This window comes from Pseudarthrobacter sp. NCCP-2145 (assembly GCF_023708005.1).
In the GTDB taxonomy this organism is placed as follows: Bacteria; Actinomycetota; Actinomycetes; order Actinomycetales; family Micrococcaceae; genus Arthrobacter; species Arthrobacter oxydans.
Genome location: NZ_BRCG01000026.1, coordinates 15,562 through 36,611, shown reverse-complemented (window position 1 = coordinate 36,611; position 21,050 = coordinate 15,562). Strand labels below are relative to the sequence as shown.

The following is a 21,050-nucleotide window of genomic DNA, read 5'->3' as shown; positions in this document are numbered from 1 at the left end:
CATCAAGTGAGAGAGCGTCGGGGGTGGCAGACTGGTTTGGTGACTTCGCTGAACGAGCCTTCCCCGGACACCACGCCTGGCGCCAACCCGGACACCACGCCTGGCGCCAACCCGGACACCACGCCTGGCGCCAACCCGGACACCACGCCTGGCGCCAACCCGGACACCACGCCTGGCGCCAACCCCGACACGACGCCTGGCGCCAGGCCGGACACCACTCGTGACACAGCTTCCGGCGCCACACCTGGCGCCGGTGCTGGGCTGAGTGCGTTGGCGGCGGCGCGGATCGCTGTTGGGGTGTTGGTCGACGGCGGCGTGCAGCACGTGGTGGTCTCGCCGGGATCCCGGTCGGCCCCCATGGCGTACGCCCTTGCCGAGGCTTCCGCCGAGGGCAGGGTGGACCTGCTGGTCCGGATCGACGAGCGCTCGGCCGGGTTCACGGCACTGGGGCTGGCCCTGGCCACAGGATCGCCCGCCGCCGTGCTGACAACGTCCGGGACCGCCGTCGGGAACCTGATGCCCGCAGTGATGGAGGCCAACCACGCTGCGGTTCCCCTGGTGGTGCTGTCCGCCGACCGCCCCGACGAACTCCGCGGAACCGGCGCCAACCAGACCACCGTCCAGGCTGACCTCTTCGGCGAGCAGGTGCGCTTCGCCGTCGACATCGCCGCCGGCACCGACCCCCGGCGCGCCATCCAGACAGGCTTGTCCGCCGCCACCGGTGCGTTCCCCGACCTGCCGCCCGGCCCCGTCCAGCTGAACCTCGCGTTCCGCGATCCGCTGGTGCCGTCAAAGGGAGAGGGGCTGCAGCCCGCGGCCGAACGGCGGCGCTACCGGATCGGCACCGAGCCGCTCATCATGAACCTGCCGCCGGCGTCAGCCGACCTGCCTGAGCGGCGCACCGTCGTGCTCGCCGGGCACGACGCCGGGCCCGTCGCCGAGGCGTTCGCCCGGGCCCATGGCCTGCCGCTGCTGGCCGAGCCGTCCTCCAACGCCCGCTTCGGTCCCAACGCGGTTGGTCCCTACCGGCTGCTGCTGGAGCACTTCGGTCCCGGCTCGGGCATGCCGATTGAACGCGTGGTCCTGCTCGGACGGCCCACCCTGTCCCGCCCCGTCGCCGCGCTTCTGGCCAGGGCCGATGTCCAGGCTGCCCTCTACCAGCCCGTGCCGGTGGCCTGGTACGAGCCCGGCCGCCGCACCGAGCTGCCGCTGGAAAGCCTTGCCGACCTGGCCGACTTCGCCGGCCGCGGCACCCCGGAATGGCTGGATACCTGGCTGCTCACGGGATCAGCTGCCCAGCATTCCCTGGACGGAATACTTTCCGCAGAGGGTGCCGCGAGTGGTCCGGCAGTGGGCTCGCTGGTGTGGAAGCACGCCCGCGGGCAGCTCCTCCTGGGCTCGTCCAACGGCATCCGCGACGTGGACCTCGCCGGCCTGCCCGCCCCGGAACCCGCCGCCACCGTGTACGCCAACCGCGGCCTCGCCGGGATCGACGGCACCATTTCCACCGCCACGGGCATCGCCATTGGCGGCCGGCAGGACACCACAGTCCTGCTGGGGGACGTCACCTTCCTCCACGACGTCGGCGGCCTGCTCCTCGGCTCCGGCGAGGAGCAGCCGTCGTTGCGGATAGTCGTCCTCAACGACGCCGGCGGGGCCATCTTCGACCTGCTGGAACACGGGGCCGTGCGTGAGGCCGGAACCTACGGCGACGCCGTCGAACGGCTTTTCGGCACCCCGCACTCCGTGGACATTGCGGCACTCGCTGCAGCGTACGGCGTCGGGCATTGCACGGTAAGTACGACGGCGGCACTCGCCGAGGCGCTCGCGCGTCCGATCGAGGGGCGCAGCATTGTTGAAGTCCGCACGGACCGCCGTTCTCTGCGGCAGCTCCACAAACGCATCAGGGAAGCTGTGGCGGCCGCCGTCGGGGGAGTGCTGGTGCAGTAGGCCCCTGCGCCTTGGCGGGTCAGCCTGTTGGCGGAGTGAACTGGCTGGCGGTGAAGACCGCCCCCTCCGGGTCCCGGATCAGGGCCTCGCGGGTCCACCACGTGTCTGCTTGCCTCAGGACCCGCCCGCCAAGACGCTCGGCATCAAGGGCCGTCCGGTCCCGGTCGGCGACAGCGAACGTGACATGCCAGTGCGGCGTCCGGCCGGCTCCAATGGGCACGATCCAGGCGACGGCGTCCGCGAAGCCCGGCGGAGCCGCGAACTCGGACTGCCGTGCCCTGATCTCCGGATCGACGGTCGCTTCAAGATGGTCGCCATACCCGGGCAAGCGGACCATCATGCCGAAGCCGGCGTCGTCCGCCCCGAAGCCCACCTTGTCCACCTGCCAGCCGAACGCTCCCTGGTAGAAGCCGACGGCGTCCTCGGGGCTGCGTGTATGGAGGTCGCTGAAGTTCCAGGTCCCGGGCTGGTTGACAGACTGTGCCCCGCCCTGCCGCTTCGGCTGCCAGAGACGGAATTCCACGCCCTCCGGATCAGCCAGGGCCGCGCTGCGGCCGTCCTCGCCCGCATCCGTTGCCGGTGCCCTCAGCACGGCACCGGCAGCGACCAGCCGGTCCACCGCGGCGTCCGCGTCCTCGACGGCAATGTAGGTGCTCCAGGCCGTTGTATCTTCCCGGCCGCCGGCGATCCCTGCCACGTCCGCACCGTCCAGCTGGGCCACCAGGTAGCGGTCCGCGCCGCCGCCCGGGGCTGCGTCCCTGAACGTCCAGCCAAAGAGTCCGGCATAGAAGTTTGCTGCCGCGTCGATGTCAGGCTGGGTTGTGTCGATCCAGCACGGCACCCCCGGAGGGTACGTCCGTCCGTTCATGTTCCTTTCCTGCTTTCCTTGATGGCTGCTTCGAAGGTGGGCAGGCTCCGCTCGATCATGTCCTCGTTGGCTGTGAGGGAAATCCGGAAGAACCCGGGCGTCTCGAACAGCGTGCCCGGGAAAACGAAGACGCCGCGGCGGGCGAGGGACTCGGTAAAGGCGTCATCGTCCGGGCCGGGGGTACTGACGAACAGGTAGAACGTGCCCTCAGGCGGCACCATGCGGTAGCCCATACTGCCGAGCGCGTCCACCAGGCGGTCCCTGCGCCGCTCCAGCTGGCCGACGTCGATGGAGAACTTCTCCAGCTCGGGTAACGCGTGCTGCAGCAGGGCATTGGGGTAGACCCAGCCCATCGCCACCTGCAGGCCGCTGATGGCCGGCGCCATCTCCTCCTGGCGCGGCATGGACGGCGGCAGGGCCAGATACCCCACCCGCTGGCCGGGGGAAAGGTGGGTCTTGCCATAGGAGTACGCCAGCAGCGTGTACGGGTAGTGCTCCGCCGGGCTGTGGAACCGCGCGCCGTCGAACACAATGCGGTTGTAGGCCTCGTCCGAGATGAGGTAGATGCGCCGTCCAATCCTTGCAGACGCGGTTTCCAGCAGGCCGGCGAGCCGGATCAGCAGCTCCGGGGGATAGATCCGTCCGGTGGGGTTGTTGGGCGAATTGACGATCACAACCCGCGTCCGCTCCGTGATGGCCGCGTCGATTGCGGCGAGGTCCAGGTCGAACGTGGCTGTGTGGACCTTTACCTTCACCGGTACCAGGCCGGCTTCGAGGATCAGCGGCTCGTACAGGAACCACGGCGGCAGGCTGTAGATTACCTCGTCGCCGGGGTCCGCCACGGTCTTGAGCGCCAGCGCGATCGCGGCGAACCCCCCGGTGGTAAGGAAGATGTCCTCGGTCCTGAAGGGCACGTCCAGCAGCCGTTCAAGGGATTGCGCGGCCGCTTCCTGCGCCGTCCCGACGTTGGTTTTGTAGGCAAACCACTGGTCATCACGGGGAACCAGGGCATCCCGCAAAGTGGTGACGTAGCGGTCCGGCGGCATCTGGTGGGGGTTGCCGAACGTGAAGTCGCAGACGGTGCGCTGGTCCTGTCCCCCGTTGAGGTACCGCCGGATGAAGGAGTCAACCCGCTGGAACGAGGGTACTGATGCCAGCCGCGCGGCGCGTTCGGATACTGCCGCCTGCGGTGGTGGGGCCTGGAAATTCATCTCTGCGCTCCTGGGTGCGCCACCGCGCGGGACGGCGGCCGGACGGGCAGCGCGCTGCTGAGCCAGGGCTGTGATGGGACCTATTGTGTGCCCAGCCACCGCGGAAGTAAATGCTTGCACAGGAGGCGCCTGCCGCCGTCGTACGCCTCCTTCAAAAGCGAGGCGCAGATTGCCCCATGACGCACAAAATCCCCGGCGCGGCGGAGAATCCGTAGCGCCGGGGACTGTGAAAGCGAAGAGGCCCTACTCCTCGATGTCGATGTGCGTCGGATCCAGGACGCGGCGCAGGAACTCTTTGGTGCGGGCCTGCGTGGGGGAGGAGATGACCTGCTCGGCCGCGCCTTCCTCCACCACAACGCCGCCATCCATGAACACCACACGGTCCGCCACTTCGCGGGCGAAGCCCATCTCGTGGGTGACTACCAGCATGGTCATGCCCTCCTTGGCGAGGTTCCGCATAACGGAGAGGACATCACCCACGGTCTCGGGGTCAAGCGCGGAGGTGGGCTCGTCGAAGAGCATCAGCTCGGGGTCCATGCTGAGCGCGCGGGCGATGGCCACGCGCTGCTGCTGGCCGCCGGAGAGCTGGTCCGGGAACCGGTCCGCGAGGTGTCCTAGCCCCACACGTTCCAGGTTGTGCATGGACACCTTGTCCGCCTCGGCCTGCGAACGCTTGAGGACCTTGGTCTGGGCGATGGAGCAGTTGCGCTTGGCGTCCAGGTGCGGGAACAGGTTGAACTGCTGGAACACCATGCCCACCTTGCGGCGCATCTTGTCGATGTCCACATCGGGGTCCGTGGCCTCGAAGCCGCCCACGTGGATGCTGCCCTCGTTGGGCTGCTCCAGCAGGTTGACGCAGCGCAGCAGGGTGGACTTGCCGGAGCCGGACGGTCCGATCAGGCACACCACTTCACCGGGCGCCACGTCCAGGCTGATGCCCTTGAGGACCTCGTTGGAACCGTAGGACTTGCGCAGGTCCTTGATGGCCACGCCGGCGGCGTGGATGGTGCTGGTGCTGCCGGAGGAATTTACGACGTCGTTCATGGTCTTCCCTGCCTATCGATTGTTCCGCGCGGTGCGGCTTTCGAACTTCCGGGCCAGGAAGCTCAGCGGGATGGTGATCACCAGGTAGAAGGCGCCGGCCACCAGAAGGGGCGTAAGGCCCGCGCCGAGGCTGGAGATGCCGTCGCGGCCGAACTTGGTGAGCTCGTACTGCGAGGCGGTGAGGCCCAGGACGTAGATCAGCGAGGAGTCCTTGGTGAGCAGGATGACCTCGTTGGTCAGGGGCGGCAGGACGATCTTGAAGGCCTGGGGGATGACGATGGTGATCATGGCCCGCCACTGGGGCATGCCCAGCGAGCGGGCGGCTTCCAGCTGGCCCTTGGGCACGGCCTGCAGGCCTGCGCGGAGGGTTTCGGCGATGTAGGCCGAGGCCACCATGCCCAGGGAAACCATGACGATCACGGTGATGTTCCAGGAAACGCCGAAGGCCAGGGGCACGCCGTAGCCGAAGGCGATGAACACCAGCAGCGCCGGGATGCCGCGGAAGAACTCGATGTACCCGGAGGCGATCCAGCGGTACAGGGGGAAGCTGGAGAGTTTCATCAGGGCCAGCAGCAGGCCGCCGGAGAGGCCGACGATGAAGCCGAGGAACGTGTAGATCAGGGTGTTCGTCAGGCCGGTGACGAAGATGCCCGGGAACATGGGCCCGATCTTGCCGAAGTTGAAGACGCTGTTGCCGATGGTCTCCCAGTCGGTGGCCAGGATCAGTGCGGCGATAACTACCACAAAGATTCCGGCCTGGACGTACAGGCTTACTCTGGCTCGCTGACGTGCGGTCATTGCCATGGGTTGCTCACATTCGTTGTGCGTGGCAGAGGCCCCGGACGGACTGCGGTACAGCTCGTCCGGGGCCCCGGCTGCGTAGTTCTCAGGGCCGTGGCTTGGCCGGGACGGGGGAGCCCCAGGCCTGCACGGCGACTACTTGGCGGTTGCTGGCTACTTGGCGGTCTCGCCGAACCAGGTGGTCTTGAACTTCTCCAGGGAACCGTCCCCGGTCAGGCGCTCAAGCGTGCCGTTGACCTTCTCCAGCATTGCGGTGTTGCCCTTCTTGATGGAGATGCCCAGCTGCTCGCCGGTTGCGAAGTCCTCAACACTCTTGAACTTGGGCTGGTCCTTGATGGCGTAGCCGAGGACGGACTGGTTGCCCAGGGCGGCGTCGATGGTGCCGGCCTCAAGAGCCTGCACCAGGAGGCCGGTGTCCTCGAACTGCTGCGCGTCGATGCCCTGCTCCTGGGCGTAGTCGGCGCCGGTGGTGGCCTGCTGCACGCCGACCTTCTTGCCCTTGGCGTCCTCCAGGCCGGTGATGCCGGAGTCCTCGCTGGCCACCAGGGCCAGGTCGTCGTCGAGGTACGGGGCGGAGAAGTCCATGACGGACTTGCGGGTGTCCGTGATGGAGATCGAGGAGATGCCCAGGTCGCACTGGGTCAGGGCAGTGCCGGTCTCGATCGCTTCGAAGGAGCTGTCAACGATGCTCAGTTCGGCGCCGAAGTCCTTGGCGAGCTCCTTGGCGATGTCCACGTCGAAGCCGACCGTCTCGCCGTCCTTCTCGAACTCGAACGGCTCGTAGGGGATGTCCGAGCAGACCGTGAGCTTGCCGGCGTTGATGAGCTGGATGCCGCCTTCGGAGGCTGCCGGAGTGGAACTGCCGCCGCACGCCGTGAGGGTGAGGGCGCCGACGGCGAAGACTGCTGCTGCCTTGGCGGTCATTTTGGCCGTGGCCAGGGACTTGAGCTGCATGTTTTCTTACCTTTTGTTGCGGGGAGTATGCGGTACTAAATCGGTTCATAGTGTAGCGCCGATTATGAGATGTGCATCACAGGAAACTAAGTTTCACTATTGGATAACTAAATCACAGGGGAAAGCAAGCCCGCACGGGCACAACATGTCTCCTATACCGGACTGCCTAGCTGCTGATGCCCAGGGACTCCAGCATCGGGCGGAACTTGGCCCAGGTTTCCGCGAGCTCGGCCTCGGGCTGGGAGCCGTCGACTATTCCGCAGCCGGCATACAGCCGGACGGTGTCCGGGGATTCGATGACCGCTCCCCGCAGTGCGATGCCCCACTCGCCGTTGCCCGCTGCGTCCAGCCAGCCGACGGGGCCTGCATACGGCCCCCGGTCCAGGTGTTCCAGCTTCCGGATCAGGGCCCCGGCAACTTGGGTGGGGGTTCCGCAGACGGCGGCCGTGGGGTGCAGGGCGTTGATGAGCGCCAGGCAGGTGGGCACGTGGCCCTCGATTTCGGCCAGCTCCGCCTTGACGTCCGAAGCCAGGTGCCACACGTTCGGGAGTTCCAGGATGAACGGCTCGTCGTGCGCATTCATCGCCTCCGAGAACGGCGCCAGCTGGGTGGTCAGGGACTGGATGGCGATCTCGTGCTCGTGTCGCTGCTTTTCCGAGCCGGCCAGCACCCGGGTGGCGTAGTCCATCGGGAGGCCGTCCTCGCCGTGGGCGTCCCGGCGGTCCAGCGTTCCCGCAAGCACGCGCGCCTGGGCGGTGCGGCCTTCCACCTGGATCAGCATCTCCGGCGTGGCCCCCACCAGCCCGTCCACCCCGTACGTCCAGCACTCCCGGTAGCGCGCGGCAAGCTCGCGCAGTACGTCTGCGGCATGTACGCCGGATGGAATAGTCGCCACCACATCCCGTGCCAGCACCAGTTTCTCCAGCGCGCCGGTCCGGATCTCGGCGACGCCCGCTTCCACGGCCGCCATCCAGGCTTCCTCGCTCAGCGAGCCGGTATGCAGGGTTGCCCCGGCGGCGAGGGGGAGGGGGCGTACGACGGCGCCGCCCCCCTTCGTGGCCACGGCGTTCAGGGTGCCGTCCCCGGCAGGGTCCGGTGCCGCCGTCGTGCTTCCTGGGGGGATTGCCGCAGGAGCCGCAGCGCTCCTCAGCCAGCGGTCCAGTGCGGCGCGGGCGGTGTCCCCGGTGAGGGGGCCGTCGTCGAACGTCAGCTGGGTCAGCCAGACCTGCCCGTCCCGCACGCCCACCGCGATCTCCGGCACGATCAGCCGGGACTCGTGGGCGGAAGTCTTGGAAAAGGCGAAGGAGCCGAAGGCCACGGGTCCCGTGCCGGGGAGCTTAACGGAATCGGCAACGTCGGCCTCAAGGACAAGGTGCCGCCACCAGATGTCTGCCTCCAGGAACCGCTCGGGGCCGGTGGCCGTGAAGCGTGCAATCTCGCCGAAGCCGGCCAGCCCGGCTTCCCTCCGGGTCCAGCAGAGGACATCGTCCCGGACCAAAAACGCAGGAAGCCCCCCGGGGAAATCATTTCCATCCAGGGGGACTGTGAGGGTGCGGAACGTGCTCGTCATGATGAGACAACACTACTCCCGCGCGTGCACTGGCCCGTGAGCACCCTGGAGGTACCGCCGCCGGCAGGTCCGGCGTAGCCTCAGCGTATGGACTCGGAGGTCCGCCGGCTCAGCCTCAGCACCGGCATTGCGGTCCCGTGCCTGGTACAGGGTGATCCGTCCGCGCAGCCGTTGCTGCTTCTGCACGCCTGGGGGGAATCGCGGCGCAGCTTTGACCGCCTGATACCCCTGCTGGAGGGCTTGCAGATCCTTGCGCCCGACCTGCGGGGGCACGGCGAAGCCGACAAACCCCGCGGCGGCTATTCACTCACCGATCAGGCCAGGGACGTCGAGGCGATCCTCGACGCGCTGGGCCTGGAGTCCGCGGCCATCCTGGGTTCCTCAAGCGGCGGGTACGTCGCGCAGCAGGTTGCCGTCGCCCATCCAGGACGGGTGAGTGCACTGGTGCTGGTGGGCTCGCCCCTGAACCTTGCCGGCAGGCCGGCCTTTGCGGACGAAGTGGAGTCGCTGCGGGATCCCCTGGATGAGGGGTGGGTCCGGCAATCCCTGAAGTGGTTCACCTTCCACCGGCAGGTTCCCGCGTGGTTCGTGGAGGACCGTGTCCGGGACGGCATGAGGATGCCGGCGCACGTGTGGCGGACTGCACTCGAAGGGCTGTACCAGGCCGTCCCGCCCACTGATGCCGGACCCATCGGCGTCCCCGCCCTGATCCTGTGGGGGGAGGATGACGAGTTTTTGCCCCGCCGCGATGAGGAGGTCCTCGCCGGCCGCATCCCCGGTTCGGTCCTGAAGGTGTATTCCGGAACAGGCCACCTGATCCTGTGGGAGTGCCCGGAGCAGGTGGCAGCCGACACCAGGGCGTTCCTGGCCCCGAGCCGTGGCTGGTCGGGAGGCTCCTGAACATTTGAGACAATGACATGGTGAACCGAGCATCCTTGGATAAGCGTCCGGACGAAGTAGCCACGATGTTTGACGACGTCGCACCGAAATACGACGTCGTCAATGACGTCCTGTCCCTGTGGCAGACGCGCCGCTGGCGCAAGGTTGTGGTGGATGCCATGGAGGCCAGCAAGGGCCAGCGTGTCCTGGACCTGGCAGCGGGCACCGGCACCTCCAGCGAACCGTATGCCGATGCGGGCATCGACGTGGTGGCCTGCGACTTCTCCCTCGGAATGCTCAAGGTGGGCAAGCGCCGCCGCCCGGACATCAACTTTGTTGCCGGCGATGCCACCAACCTGCCGTTCGCCGACAACTCCTTCGACGCCACCACCATCTCCTTCGGCCTGCGGAACGTCAACGAGCCCAAAAAAGCACTGCAGGAGATGCTCCGCGTCACCAAGCCCGGCGGCCGGCTGGTTATTGCGGAGTTCTCGCAGCCCGTGGTTCCGCTCTGGCGGACCATGTACACCGAATACCTCATGCGGGCCCTGCCTGCCATTGCCACCAAGGTTGCCTCCAACCCCGACGCCTACGTCTACCTCGCCGAGTCCATCCGCGCGTGGCCGGACCAGGACCACCTTGCCGCCTGGCTGCAGGAATCCGGCTGGGAAAAGGTCACCTACCGCAACCTCACCGGCGGAATCGTGGCCGTGCACCGCGCGTTCAAAGCCGAAGAATCTACGCCGGACAGCGCCGCTGCCGCCATCGCCGCGCACAAGGGCCCCGTGGCCAAGCTGCGCCGCAACATCGTCCGCTGACCTGTGAAAGTACTGATTGTCGGCGCCGGCCCCGCCGGGTCCACCGCCGCGTACTACCTTGCCAGGGCCGGGCTGGACGTTACCGTCCTGGAAAAAACGAGCTTCCCGCGCGAAAAAGTGTGCGGCGATGGGCTCACTCCCCGGGCAGTCCGCGAGATCCAGAAGCTCGGCCTGCCGCATCCGGAGAACGACGGCTGGCGCCGCAACAAGGGCCTGCGCCTGATTGCCGGCGGGCGCACCATCGAACTGCCCTGGCCCGAGGTGTCCGACTTTCCCCAGTACGGGCTGATCCGCACCCGGCTTGGCTTCGACGAGGAACTGGCCCGGCACGCCGAATCCGCGGGTGCCGCCATCCTTGAGCGGCACAGCGTCACCGAGGCCATCCGCAACGACGACGGCCGCGTCACCGGGGTCCGCGCAGCGCTCCTCGACGAGTCGGGACGCAAGACGGGGGAGACGCGCGAGTTCAGCGCCGACGTCGTCCTCGCCGCCGACGGCAACTCCACGCGCACCGCCGTGTCCCTCGGCATGCATAAACGCGACGACCGCCCGCTTGGCGTCGCCGTCCGCACCTATTTCACCTCGCCCCGCACGGACGATGACTGGATGGAAGGCTGGCTGGAGCTCCCCGGCCGGGACGGCAAACTGCTCCCCGGCTACGGCTGGGTGTTCGGCGTGGGTGACGGCACCTCCAACGTGGGTTTGGGCATCCTGAACTCCTCAAAGGAATTCGGCAAGCTCGACTACAAGCAGGTCCTGCGCGAATGGACCGCCGGCATGCCCGCCGAATGGGGCTTCACGCCGGATAACCAGGTGGGCGAGATCCGCGGCGCGGCGCTGCCCATGGGCTTCAACCGCACGCCGCACTACTCGCCGGGCCTCCTGCTGCTGGGCGATGCCGGCGGAATGGTTTCCCCGTTCAACGGCGAGGGCATCTCCTACGCCATGGAGTCCGCGCGGTTCGCTGCCGAGTTCATCATCGACGCCTCCTCCCGCTCAGCGGCGGCCGGCGGAACGTACGACGCCGATGCGCATCTTGCGCGGTACGCGGACTATGTGCGCCAACAGTGGGGCTCCCACTTCACCCTTGGCCGGGCGTTTGCCGTGCTGATCGGGAAGCCTGCGGTCATGAAGCTCGCACTCCGCACCGGCATGCCCATCCCGGTGCTGATGCGGTTCGTGGTCCGTCTCCTGGCCAACCTCACGGACCCGTCCGCGAAGGGCTTTGAGGACCGGGTGATCCGTGTCCTGGAATCGCTGGTTCCGGCCACATCCAATACGCTGGCGGCCTCGAATCAGCGGTATCCGCAACAAAAAGTTAGGGTTAACCCGTGACCAACCCCGCAGACCACAGCTGGACGCACGCCGGACACGGCCTGCCGGACTCCGAACCCAGCCTCAATACCACCGCCATCGCAACGGGCCTGCAGCTGCCCGCGGGTTTTGCGGCCATCGCCGGAGATGCCGAACTGGGGCCGGCCATCACCAACAACCTGGCCCGGGTGGAGAAGAAGCTCCGCGAAGCCATCGCCAACTCGGATCCGCTCGCTGACGCCACGTCGCGCCACCTGGTGGAAGCCGGCGGCAAGCGCATCCGGCCGCTGCTGACCCTGCTCTGTGCACACCTTGGCGACGCGTCGCTGCCCGCCGTGGTGCAGGCCGCCGTCGTGGTGGAACTGACGCACCTCGCAACGCTTTATCACGATGACGTCATGGACTCGGCCCCGTTCCGCCGCGGTGCACCCACCGCCCACGAGGTCTGGGGCAACTCCGTGGCGGTCCTCACCGGCGACCTGATTTTCGCCCGCGCCTCAATTCTGGTGTCCGAGCTTGGGGGGCGTGCGCTGGGTATCCAGGCCCGCACCTTTGAGCGGCTCTGCCTGGGCCAGCTGCACGAAACCGTGGGGCCCCGCCCCGACGAGGATCCGGTGGAGCACTACCTGTCAGTGATCGCGGACAAGACCGGCTCGCTGGTGGCTGCTTCGGGCCAGTTTGGTGCCATCTTCTCCGGCGCCGACGAGGCGTTCGAGGACATCCTGGTGGAGTACGGAGAAAAGGTGGGCGTCGCGTTCCAGCTGGCCGACGACGTCATTGACGTGACCGGAGTGAAGGTGAAGTCCGGCAAGTCGCCCGGAACGGACCTGCGTGAAGGGGTTCCCACCCTGCCGGTGCTGCTGCTGCGCAAGGCGGCCGCTGATGGTGACCAGTCCGCCGTCGACCTTTTGACCCTGATTGACGGCGACCTGTCCTCGGACGAAGCCCTCGCTGCGGCTGTCGCCGGCCTGCGCGAGCATCCCGTCACGGCCGAATCCTGGGTGGTGGCACGCCGCTGGGCCGACGAGGCTATCGAGGCGCTCGCTCCGCTGCCCGAAGGTGTGGTCAAGGATTCGCTGTCCAGCTTCGCACTGGCTGTGGTGGACCGCGCCAGCTGACTCAACCGCTGTGAGGCCCGGCTCCATGACGGGGCCGGGCTTCGCCGCGTGTGCGGCAATGGAGCAACGATTGTTTAAACGGGACAGCCCCGGTCCGCAGCAACGATACGAGTCATACGTTGCTGTGAACCGGGGCTGTCTCTCCGTTCGCATCAGACCCGCCGGAGGCGTTTAGCGGATCCGTGAATAGTCTATGACAGGTTTGTCACAAGATGCAACTAGTAATTTACTTGGGGTGTCACGGACTTGTCGGCGCTGAGTTTCCCCACCTTTCTGCCGAGAACTGGTTGGAAACCCGGCGAGTTGCCGGGACCCGCCGAAAGGCAGCTCGAAAGCCGGGGAAGTTCAGCAGGAGTTTTGTCCACATAGGGCTGCCCGGCACTGCGTTCCGCGTCGAAGATTGGGTCTGCTGGCTCCATGGACCTCACCCGATTTCTCACGTACGCAGGCTCAGTGGCGCGCACCTCCACGCTCTTGCAGGCTGGATTCACAGACCGGAGCATTCGCAATGCGGTGGCGCTGGGTGACATCCGCCGGCTCCGGCACGGGGTGGTGGCGCTGCCCGGGGCCCCGGCGGACATGACTGCGGCTGTCCTGGGCAATGGCCTGCTGACTTGTGCTTCTGCCGCAGTACATCGCCGTCTTTGGCTGTTGAGGGAACCGTCGAGGGTTCACCTCCTGTGCCGGCACCGTGGGCCGGCGGACGCCGTCGTGCACCGAGGGTCCCTGGTTCCTCCGGATTCACCAAAACCGGTGGCGAGCACCACCGACGTGCTGATCCACAGCCTGCGCTGCCTTCCGGCCATGGAAGCTGCCGTTATGGTGGAGGGTGCAGCGCGGCAGGGACTAACCACCCTCGGCTACCTGCGGGGGCGGCTACCCGGTAAGCGGAACGGTGCAGCCAGGCGCGTGCTGGAACTCGTTGACGGGACCGCAGATTCGCCCATCGAGGTGGTCGCCCGGATTCTTTTCCGCGCGGCGGGCATTTTCACGGAGACACAGGTGGAGCTCCCCGGCATCGGCATCGTGGACTTCCTGCTGGAAGGATTCCTGATCGTCGAGCTCGACGGCGCCACCCACCTTGAGCCCCGCCAGGTGAAGAAGGACCGTGCCAGGAATAACGCCAGCACCCTCACCGGATATGCGGTACTACGCTACGGGTACGCCGATGTGGTCCATCACCCGGAAAGAATCATGGCGGAGGTGTGGCAGGTCCTCCCGGGCCGGGTTATCCGCTGAGATTCCCAAGGTTTTGCTGGCGAACCGGGGGAAACGCCGTCATCGGAGGAGGACACGCCGTCGCACACCCCAAAAGGTGGGGAAACCCAGCGGGCATCGCAGGAACTCGACGCCACGCTGAGACGGAAGAGCGGAAAGCCCTAGTTGTCGTCGTCCTCGAAGGCCCACTCGAACATGTCGAACACGAACTCCGAGAACGTCCCTTCTTCGGACTTCCACTGCCCGCGGGCGTTGTTGCGCCGGTACACAATGGGGTCGGGGACGCTGAGGTCGCCCACCCGGAAGCCCCACGTGTATTCCTCTTCCTCGTCCTCGAGGAACATCAGGAAGCCTTCGTCGTCAACCTCGAGCTCGTCGGGATCCCAGAAGTAGTGGTACGCCTCCATCAGGTCCTCGCAGCCGCCAAGGGCCAGGTAGAACTCGCGGAGCACCAGGGGAATCTGGAATTGGTGGTCGGCCAGGGCCTTGTCCAGCTCGTCCGGATCCAGCCCGTCCTCTGCCTGCCATTCGTCTTCGAGATACTTCGGAACAAGCGCACGGAATTTCTCGAGGAACATGTCAGTCATGCTTCATATCCTAGCTAATCCCGGGCCCTGCAAAGTGACGCGGGAGCGCCGCCGATGGGGTGGTCAGGCCGCGGGATTGCTGCCCCGCCGGTGCCACCCGTGAACGGCCAGCGGCGCCTGCCAGGAGCGCCGCCATGCCAGGATGCGGAAAGTGAAAACCACGGCTGCGATGGCCGTCGCCGTCAGCACGTTGAAGACACCCAGGACCCACAGCCCGGCGGTCATCGCGGCCCCCACGAAGGCCGGCAGCGCGTAGATGTCCTTGGGGTTGAAGAGTTCTGGAACCTCGTTGGCGGTGATGTCGCGCAGCAGCCCGCCGCCCACCGCCGTGGTGACCCCCAGCAGGACCGACGCCACCGGGTTCATGCCGGCGGCCAGCGCCTTGAGCGTGCCGGTCATGCAGAACAGGGCAAGGCCGCCGGCGTCGAACAGGGTCAGCAGCGACGTGTACCGCTGCACGCTGGGGAACAGGAAGTACACCAGAGCCGTGGCAACCAGCGGGGGCACTAGGTAGGCCGGATTGGTGAACGCCGCAGGTGGCCCGCTGTTCAGGATGATGTCCCGGATCACGCCGCCGCCGAGTCCCACCAGGGAAGCCAGCAGCAGGGACCCGACAATATCGATGTGCTTCCGGGCCGCCAGCAGGGACCCCGACACCGCGAAGAAAAAGACGCCCAGCAGATCCAGCCACACCGGCGAGTTGTCAAAGGCGAATGTCATGGAGCGTCCCGGCAATTCAAAAGAGGGCGGACAGGGCGGCTCCAACGTTACGCTAGCCCGTATGAACAGCCCCATCATGATCGCCTGCGCCCATGGGACGTCCAACACACAGGGAGCCGCGGAGGTCAACGCCCTGCGCGCCGCCATCGCCGGACTCCGCCCCGGTCTTGACGTCCGGGAGGCCTATGTGGACGTCCAGCAGCCTGACCTGGTGGACGTGGTGGCGGGCCTGCCCGAGGGGGAGGCCGCCGTGGTGGTGCCGCTGCTGCTCAGCGTGGGTTACCACGTGAAGGTGGACATCGCGCGGGCCGTGAAGAGCAGGCCGGGCAGTGCGGCAGCCGCGCCGCTGGGGCCCGATCCGCGCCTGGCCGCGCTGCTCGACCAGCGGCTGCGCGAAGCCGGCGTGACGGACAACGACGTAATCGTGCTGGCCGCGGCAGGCTCGTCCAACCCCAATGCCGCCGTCAGCGTCGAGGAGCTGCTGGGCCAGCTCCGGGAGCTGCGGTCCAACCGGATGGTGGCCGCCTATGGTGCCTCTGCCAAACCTTCCGTGCCCGACGCCGTCGCGATGCTTCGCGAGGAGCTGGAAGGCGGTGCCGGGGCGGGTGAGTCCGCCGGGGCGGTCGACGTCGGCGGACGCGTGGTGATTGCCTCCTACCTCCTGGCGCCGGGCTTCTTCCACGACCAGCTGGCCAAGGCCGGGGCCGACGTCGTGACCGAACCGCTGCTGCCGTCCCCGGTGCTCGCCGAGATTGCGCTGGACAGGTATGACGCCGCCGTCGCAAAAGCCCGCGAAGCCGCCGCCCACGCGCCACTTGAAAAAGCCGCGCACGCGCCCGCCCGGGCCCCCCAAGAGGCCCCTGCGGAACCGGCCGCAAATGCACAGCAGGGTGGCTTCTTCAAGGCTGTCCGGCGTTTCGTGACGAAATATTTCCCTAGGTGACTTAGCGTTTCCGGGCCTTTGTGACGCTCTTCGGGCGCGACCTACAGTCGATGCATGACTGATACAGCTCTAGCCGGAGCGTCGGCGGATTCCGCTGCCGCAAAGCGCCCGGCCCGCACGTCCCGTCCCGCCGCGAAGCCGCACGGGCAGTGGAAAGTGGACGGCAAAACGCCGCTGAACGCCAACGAAACCTGGAAACAGGAAGACGACGGCCTCAACGTGCGCGAGCGTATCGAGACCATTTACTCCAAGGAAGGCTTCGACGCCATCCCCGGCCAGGACCTGCATGGCCGGTTCCGCTGGTGGGGCCTCTACACCCAGCGCAAGCCCGGGATCGACGGCGGCAAGACGGCCACGCTTGAGCCGCACGAGCTCGAGGACAAGTACTTCATGCTCCGCGTCCGCATCGACGGCGGCGCCCTCACCACCGAACAGCTGCGCGTCATCGGCCAGATCTCCGTGGATTTCGCCCGCGACTCCGCCGACCTGACCGACCGCCAGAACATCCAGCTGCACTGGATCCGCGTGGAGGACATCCCCGAGATCTGGACCCGCCTGGAGGGTGTTGGCCTGTCCACCACCGAGGCCTGCGGCGACGTTCCGCGCGTGATCCTGGGCTCGCCCGTGGCCGGCATCGCCAAGGACGAGATCATCGACCCCACCCCGCTCATCGAGGAGCTGGGGGAGCGGTTCATCGGCAACCCGCTGCTGTCCAACCTGCCGCGCAAGTACAAGACCGCCATCACCGGCCACCCCAGCCAGGACGTGGTCCACGAGATCAACGACTTCGCCCTGGTGGGTGTCCGCCACCCCGAACTCGGCGTCGGCTACGACCTCTGGGCCGGCGGCGCGCTGTCCACCAACCCGATGCTCGGCAAGCGCCTCGGTGCGTTCGTGACGCCGGAGCAGGCCGCCGACGTGTGGCTTGGCGTGACCAGCATCTTCCGCGACTACGGCTACCGGCGCATGCGCACCAAGGCACGCCTGAAGTTCCTGATGGCCGACTGGGGTCCGGAGAAGTTCCGCCAGATCCTCGAGGACGAATACCTCGGCTACAAGCTGGCCGACGGCCCCGCTGCGCCCAAGCCCACCACCCCGGGCGACCACATCGGCGTGCACGAGCAGAAGGACGGCAAGTTCTTCATCGGCGCCACCCCGCTGGCCGGCCGCCTGTCCGGTGCCGCGCTGGTCAAGCTTGCGGACACCCTCGAGGCCCGCGGCTCCTTCCGGCTGCGCACCACCCCGCACCAGAAGCTCGTTGTCCTGGACGTCGAGAAGGACCAGGTGGAGCCCCTCGTGGCGGAGCTGGACGAGCTGGGCCTGTCCGCCCGCCCGTCCGTGTTCCGCCGCGGCACCATCGCCTGCACCGGCATCGAGTACTGCAAGCTGGCCATCGTGGAGACCAAGTACACCGCCGCCACGGCGGTGGCAGAGCTGGAACGCCGCCTGGCCGACCTCGCCGACAGCGGCCAGCTGCCCCACGCGCTGTCCCTGCACATCAACGGCTGCCCCAACTCCTGCGCCCGCATCCAGACCGCGGACATCGGCCTCAAAGGCATGATGCTGCCAACGCCCGACGGCGACCCCTCCCCGGGTTTCCAGGTCCACCTGGGCGGCGGGCTGGCTTCGAACGAGCGGGAGGAAGCAGGCCTGGGCCGCACCGTCCGCGGCCTCAAGGTCTACGTCGACGACCTCCCCGATTACGTGGAGCGCGTGGTCCGCACCTTCGTGGCCCAGCGGGCCGAAGGCCAGACCTTCGCCGAATGGGCCCACGCAGCAGATGAGGAGGCACTCCAGTGAGTCCCCAGCCGCACCCCAACCTCGCAAGCTCGGCCGGGGACCCCGGCGGCCGTGGGCCCAAGCATGCACTTGGCGTAAACCCCGTGGTTGCACCGGCTGAGGCCGCCGCGCAGGTTGAGGAGACGGTGGCAACCGCCGCTCCCAAGCTCCGCTCGCACGACGAGCTCAAGGCCATCGCCGAAGCCGGCGCGGCCGAGCTCGGCTGGGACGCCCCCGCCCGCGATGTTATCGCCTGGGTGGAGCGCAACTTCGAACTGCCGGCCGTCGCCGTCGCCTGCTCCATGGCCGACGCTGTCCTGCCGGCCCTCGTCGCTGACCAGATGCCCGGCGTCGACGTCCTGTTCCTGGAGACCGGCTACCACTTCCCGGAAACCTACGCCACGCGCGACGAGGTGGCCGCGAACCTCCGCGTCAACGTGGTGGACGTGCTCCCCGAGAACACCGTGGAACAGCAGGACCGGCTCCTGGGCAAGGACCTGTTCGCCCGCGACGCCGCCCAGTGCTGCGCCCTCCGCAAGGTGGCCCCGCTGCGCCGCACCCTGTCCGGCTACGAACTGTGGTTCACCGGCGTGCGCCGCGACGAGGCCCCCACCCGCACCAACACCCCGCTGGTCACCTGGGACGAGGCCAACGGCCTGGTCAAGGTCAACCCGGTGGCTGCGTGGACGTTCGACCAGCTGGTCCAGTACTCGGACGACAACCTCCTGCCCGTCAACCCGCTGCTTTCCCAGGGGTACCCCTCCATTGGCTGCCAGCCCTGCACCCGGAAGGTGGCGCCGGGCGACGACCCCCGCGCCGGCCGCTGGGCAGGGACCGACAAGACAGAATGCGGACTACACGTATGAGCACTTACCTAACCGAGGAGACCACCCAGGTGACTGACGCTGCCGTTTCCACGCGCCTGAGCAGCCTGGACACCCTTGAGTCCGAGGCCATCCACATCATCCGCGAGGTTGTTGCCGAGTTCGAAAAGCCCGCCCTGCTGTTCTCCGGCGGCAAGGACTCCGTGGTGATGCTGCACCTGGCCACCAAGGCCTTCTGGCCCGGCAAGGTCCCGTTCCCCGTGCTGCACGTGGACACCGGCCACAACTTCCCCGAGGTCATCGACTTCCGCGACCGCACCGTTGAGCGGCTCGGCCTGAAGCTCGTGGTGGGCTCCGTCCAGGAGTTCATTGACCGCGGCGAGCTCGCCGAGCGCGCCGACGGCACCCGCAACCCGCTGCAGACAGTTCCGCTGCTGGACGCCATCCAGCAGAACAAGTTCGACGCCGTCTTTGGCGGCGGCCGCCGTGACGAGGACAAGGCCCGCGCCAAGGAGCGCATCCTGAGCCTCCGTGACGAGTTCGGCCAGTGGGACCCGCGCAACCAGCGCCCCGAACTGTGGAACCTGTACAACGGCCGCCACACGGTGGGCCAGCACGTCCGTGCGTTCCCCATCAGCAACTGGACCGAGCTGGACATCTGGCGCTACATCGAGCGCGAGAACATCGAGCTGCCCGGCCTGTACTACGCCCACGAGCGCGAGGTCTTTGCCCGCGACGGCATGTGGCGCGCTGTGGGCGAAGTGTCCCAGCCGCTGCCGCACGAGGAAGTCATCACCAAGACCGTCCGCTACCGCACCGTGGGGGACATGTCCTGCACCGGGGCCGTCGAATCCGACGCGTACACGGTGGCCGACGTTGTGGTTGAAGTCGCTGCCTCCACCCTGACCGAACGTGGCGCCACCCGTGCAGATGACCGCATCTCCGAGGCTGCCATGGAAGACCGCAAGAAGGACGGGTATTTCTAATGAGCACCGACACCCTGGCAGTTCAGGGGCTGGAAACGGCCCTGCCAACAACGCTCTTCCGGTTTGCCACCGCGGGATCGGTCGACGACGGCAAGTCCACTTTGGTGGGCCGCCTCCTTCACGATTCCAAGGCCATCCTGGCTGACACGCTCGACGCCGTTGCCCGCACCTCCGCGGACCGCGGCTTCGGCGGGGAAAAGGGCGGCATAGACCTGGCCCTGCTGACCGACGGCCTGCGTGCCGAGCGCGAGCAGGGCATCACCATCGATGTGGCCTACCGCTACTTCGCCACCGACCGCCGCAGCTTCATCCTGGCGGACTGCCCCGGTCACGTTCAGTACACCAAGAACACGGTGACCGGCGCGTCCACCGCGGATGCCGTCGTCGTCCTCATCGACGCCCGCAAGGGCGTGCTGGAGCAGACCCGCCGCCACCTGTCAGTGCTGCAGCTGCTGCGCGTGGCGCACGTGATTGTGGCCGTCAACAAAATCGACCTGGTGGACTTCAGCGAGTCCGTGTTCCGCGACATCGAAGCCGACGTGCAGCAGGTGGGCCGCGAACTCGGTCTGGGCCGTGACGAATTGAATGCAGGCGGAATCACCGATCTGTCCGTCATTCCGGTGTCCGCCCTTGATGGGGACAACGTGGTGGAGCGCTCGGAGCGCACCCCCTGGTACACCGGGCCCGCGCTGCTGGAGGTCCTGGAGACCCTGCCCGCCGCCGATGAGCTGGAAAGCCACCTCGAGAGCTTCCGCTTTCCGGTGCAGCTGGTGGTCCGCCCTCAGGGTGCGCTGGCTCCCGACGCCGTGGCAGCCGGACTGGACGTGGAGGCCTACCGCGACTACCGCGCGTACGCCGGCCAGATCACCGAAGGCTCCGTGAAGGTGGGGGACCAGGTATCCGTGCTGACGCCGGGCCAGGCCCCGCGCACCACCACCGTGGTGGGCATCGACTTCGCCGGAAAGTCCCTGGAGGAAGCCGCCGCCCCGCAGTCCGTGGCTGTTCGCCTGGCTGACGAGTTCGACGTCGCCCGTGGTGACACCATCGCCGCCGCCGGCACCGTCCGCGAAGCCACCGCAGACCTGTACGCAGCGCTGTGCTGGCTGTCGCCGAAGCCCCTCCGTGAGGGCCAGAAGGTCCTGGTCAAGCATGGCACCCGCACCGTCCAGGCGCTGGTCCGCAGCGTTTCCGGGAAACTGGACCTGGCATCGTTCAAGCTTGAGGGCGCTTCCAGCCTGGAGCTCAACGACATCGGCCACGCGCAGCTCCGGCTCGCCGCGCCGCTGCCGCTGGAGAACTACCTGCACCATCGCCGCACCGGTGCCTTCCTGGTGATCGACCCGCTGGACGGCAACACGCTGGCAGCCGGACTGGTCAAGGACCACCCGGGCGACCACGAGGACGAGCGCTACAGCATCTGATGCCCCTGACACCGCGGCTTGTTCGCAGATCCTGGCCTTCATGGT

At 67.5% G+C, this 21,050-nt stretch carries 19 protein-coding genes; 11 read left to right on the top strand and 8 right to left on the bottom strand.

What is annotated here, in order from left to right:
- Positions 1-261: 261 nt before the first annotated feature.
- Complete coding sequence (gene menD / locus NFU08_RS18455) at positions 262-1,950, top strand: 2-succinyl-5-enolpyruvyl-6-hydroxy-3-cyclohexene-1-carboxylic-acid synthase (RefSeq protein ID WP_251425284.1); 1,689 nt, start codon at positions 262-264, stop codon at positions 1,948-1,950.
- A gap of 19 nt (positions 1,951-1,969) precedes the next feature.
- Here the strand turns inward: menD and NFU08_RS18450 are convergent, their stop codons facing one another.
- The 6 genes from NFU08_RS18450 to NFU08_RS18425 all read right to left on the bottom strand — a co-directional run bounded on the left by NFU08_RS18450 (position 1,970) and on the right by NFU08_RS18425 (position 8,398).
- A complete protein-coding gene (locus tag NFU08_RS18450; RefSeq protein WP_251425199.1) occupies positions 1,970-2,818 on the bottom strand; it encodes a VOC family protein in 849 nt (282 codons plus the stop codon).
- Positions 2,815-4,029, bottom strand: a complete 1,215-nt coding sequence (locus NFU08_RS18445; RefSeq protein WP_251425196.1) for an aminotransferase class I/II-fold pyridoxal phosphate-dependent enzyme — start codon at positions 4,027-4,029, stop codon at positions 2,815-2,817. Before NFU08_RS18445 ends, NFU08_RS18450 begins: the two co-directional genes overlap by 4 nt.
- A gap of 243 nt (positions 4,030-4,272) precedes the next feature.
- Positions 4,273-5,073 carry an amino acid ABC transporter ATP-binding protein gene (locus tag NFU08_RS18440; RefSeq protein ID WP_251425193.1) on the bottom strand — a complete coding sequence of 267 codons (801 nt, stop codon included), beginning with the start codon at positions 5,071-5,073 and terminating at the stop codon, positions 4,273-4,275.
- Between the two features lie 12 nt (positions 5,074-5,085).
- Complete coding sequence (locus tag NFU08_RS18435; RefSeq protein WP_251425190.1) at positions 5,086-5,877, bottom strand: amino acid ABC transporter permease; 792 nt, start codon at positions 5,875-5,877, stop codon at positions 5,086-5,088.
- Positions 5,878-6,027: 150 nt separating this feature from the next.
- Positions 6,028-6,828 carry an ABC transporter substrate-binding protein gene (locus NFU08_RS18430; protein ID WP_174180129.1) on the bottom strand — a complete coding sequence of 267 codons (801 nt, stop codon included), beginning with the start codon at positions 6,826-6,828 and terminating at the stop codon, positions 6,028-6,030.
- A 166-nt stretch (positions 6,829-6,994) separates the two neighbouring features.
- Positions 6,995-8,398: an isochorismate synthase MenF gene (locus tag NFU08_RS18425; RefSeq protein WP_251425187.1), complete on the bottom strand. Its 1,404-nt coding sequence runs from the start codon at positions 8,396-8,398 to the stop codon at positions 6,995-6,997.
- Positions 8,399-8,485: 87 nt separating this feature from the next.
- Between NFU08_RS18425 and NFU08_RS18420 the strand changes: the two genes are divergently transcribed.
- The 5 genes from NFU08_RS18420 (at position 8,486) to NFU08_RS18400 (ending at position 13,766) form a co-directional block, all read left to right on the top strand.
- Entirely contained in the window at positions 8,486-9,298 is an 813-nt protein-coding gene (locus NFU08_RS18420; protein ID WP_251425184.1) for an alpha/beta fold hydrolase, read from the top strand.
- A gap of 20 nt (positions 9,299-9,318) precedes the next feature.
- On the top strand, positions 9,319-10,095 hold the full coding sequence (locus NFU08_RS18415; protein WP_251425281.1) for a demethylmenaquinone methyltransferase: 777 nt from the start codon (positions 9,319-9,321) through the stop codon (positions 10,093-10,095).
- A 3-nt stretch (positions 10,096-10,098) separates the two neighbouring features.
- Positions 10,099-11,430, top strand: a complete 1,332-nt coding sequence (locus NFU08_RS18410) for a geranylgeranyl reductase family protein (RefSeq protein ID WP_174180122.1) — start codon at positions 10,099-10,101, stop codon at positions 11,428-11,430.
- Positions 11,427-12,527 (top strand): polyprenyl synthetase family protein, encoded by a 1,101-nt coding sequence (locus NFU08_RS18405; protein ID WP_174180120.1) that lies wholly within the window; start codon positions 11,427-11,429, stop codon positions 12,525-12,527. Before NFU08_RS18410 ends, NFU08_RS18405 begins: the two co-directional genes overlap by 4 nt.
- Positions 12,528-12,944: 417 nt before the next feature.
- Positions 12,945-13,766: an endonuclease domain-containing protein gene (locus NFU08_RS18400; RefSeq protein WP_251425180.1), complete on the top strand. Its 822-nt coding sequence runs from the start codon at positions 12,945-12,947 to the stop codon at positions 13,764-13,766.
- 140 nt (positions 13,767-13,906) lie between these two features.
- Here the strand turns inward: NFU08_RS18400 and NFU08_RS18395 are convergent, their stop codons facing one another.
- Together NFU08_RS18395 and NFU08_RS18390 are read right to left on the bottom strand one after the other, a co-directional pair.
- Entirely contained in the window at positions 13,907-14,332 is a 426-nt protein-coding gene (locus NFU08_RS18395; RefSeq protein WP_174180116.1) for a hypothetical protein, read from the bottom strand.
- Positions 14,333-14,395: 63 nt separating this feature from the next.
- Positions 14,396-15,052 carry a trimeric intracellular cation channel family protein gene (locus tag NFU08_RS18390; protein ID WP_174180114.1) on the bottom strand — a complete coding sequence of 219 codons (657 nt, stop codon included), beginning with the start codon at positions 15,050-15,052 and terminating at the stop codon, positions 14,396-14,398.
- 61 nt (positions 15,053-15,113) lie between these two features.
- Between NFU08_RS18390 and NFU08_RS18385 the strand changes: the two genes are divergently transcribed.
- The 5 genes from NFU08_RS18385 (at position 15,114) to NFU08_RS18365 (ending at position 21,005) form a co-directional block, all read left to right on the top strand.
- Positions 15,114-15,995 (top strand): sirohydrochlorin chelatase, encoded by an 882-nt coding sequence (locus tag NFU08_RS18385; protein ID WP_251425176.1) that lies wholly within the window; start codon positions 15,114-15,116, stop codon positions 15,993-15,995.
- Positions 15,996-16,049: 54 nt separating this feature from the next.
- On the top strand, positions 16,050-17,795 hold the full coding sequence (locus tag NFU08_RS18380; RefSeq protein ID WP_251425173.1) for a nitrite/sulfite reductase: 1,746 nt from the start codon (positions 16,050-16,052) through the stop codon (positions 17,793-17,795).
- A gap of 125 nt (positions 17,796-17,920) precedes the next feature.
- Positions 17,921-18,640 carry a phosphoadenylyl-sulfate reductase gene (locus tag NFU08_RS18375; protein ID WP_251425278.1) on the top strand — a complete coding sequence of 240 codons (720 nt, stop codon included), beginning with the start codon at positions 17,921-17,923 and terminating at the stop codon, positions 18,638-18,640.
- A complete protein-coding gene (gene cysD, locus NFU08_RS18370; protein ID WP_174180110.1) occupies positions 18,637-19,584 on the top strand; it encodes a sulfate adenylyltransferase subunit CysD in 948 nt (315 codons plus the stop codon). The genes NFU08_RS18375 and cysD overlap by 4 nt, the downstream gene beginning before the upstream one ends.
- Positions 19,584-21,005, top strand: a complete 1,422-nt coding sequence (locus tag NFU08_RS18365) for a sulfate adenylyltransferase subunit 1 (protein ID WP_174180108.1) — start codon at positions 19,584-19,586, stop codon at positions 21,003-21,005. Before cysD ends, NFU08_RS18365 begins: the two co-directional genes overlap by 1 nt.
- Positions 21,006-21,050 lie beyond the last annotated feature (45 nt).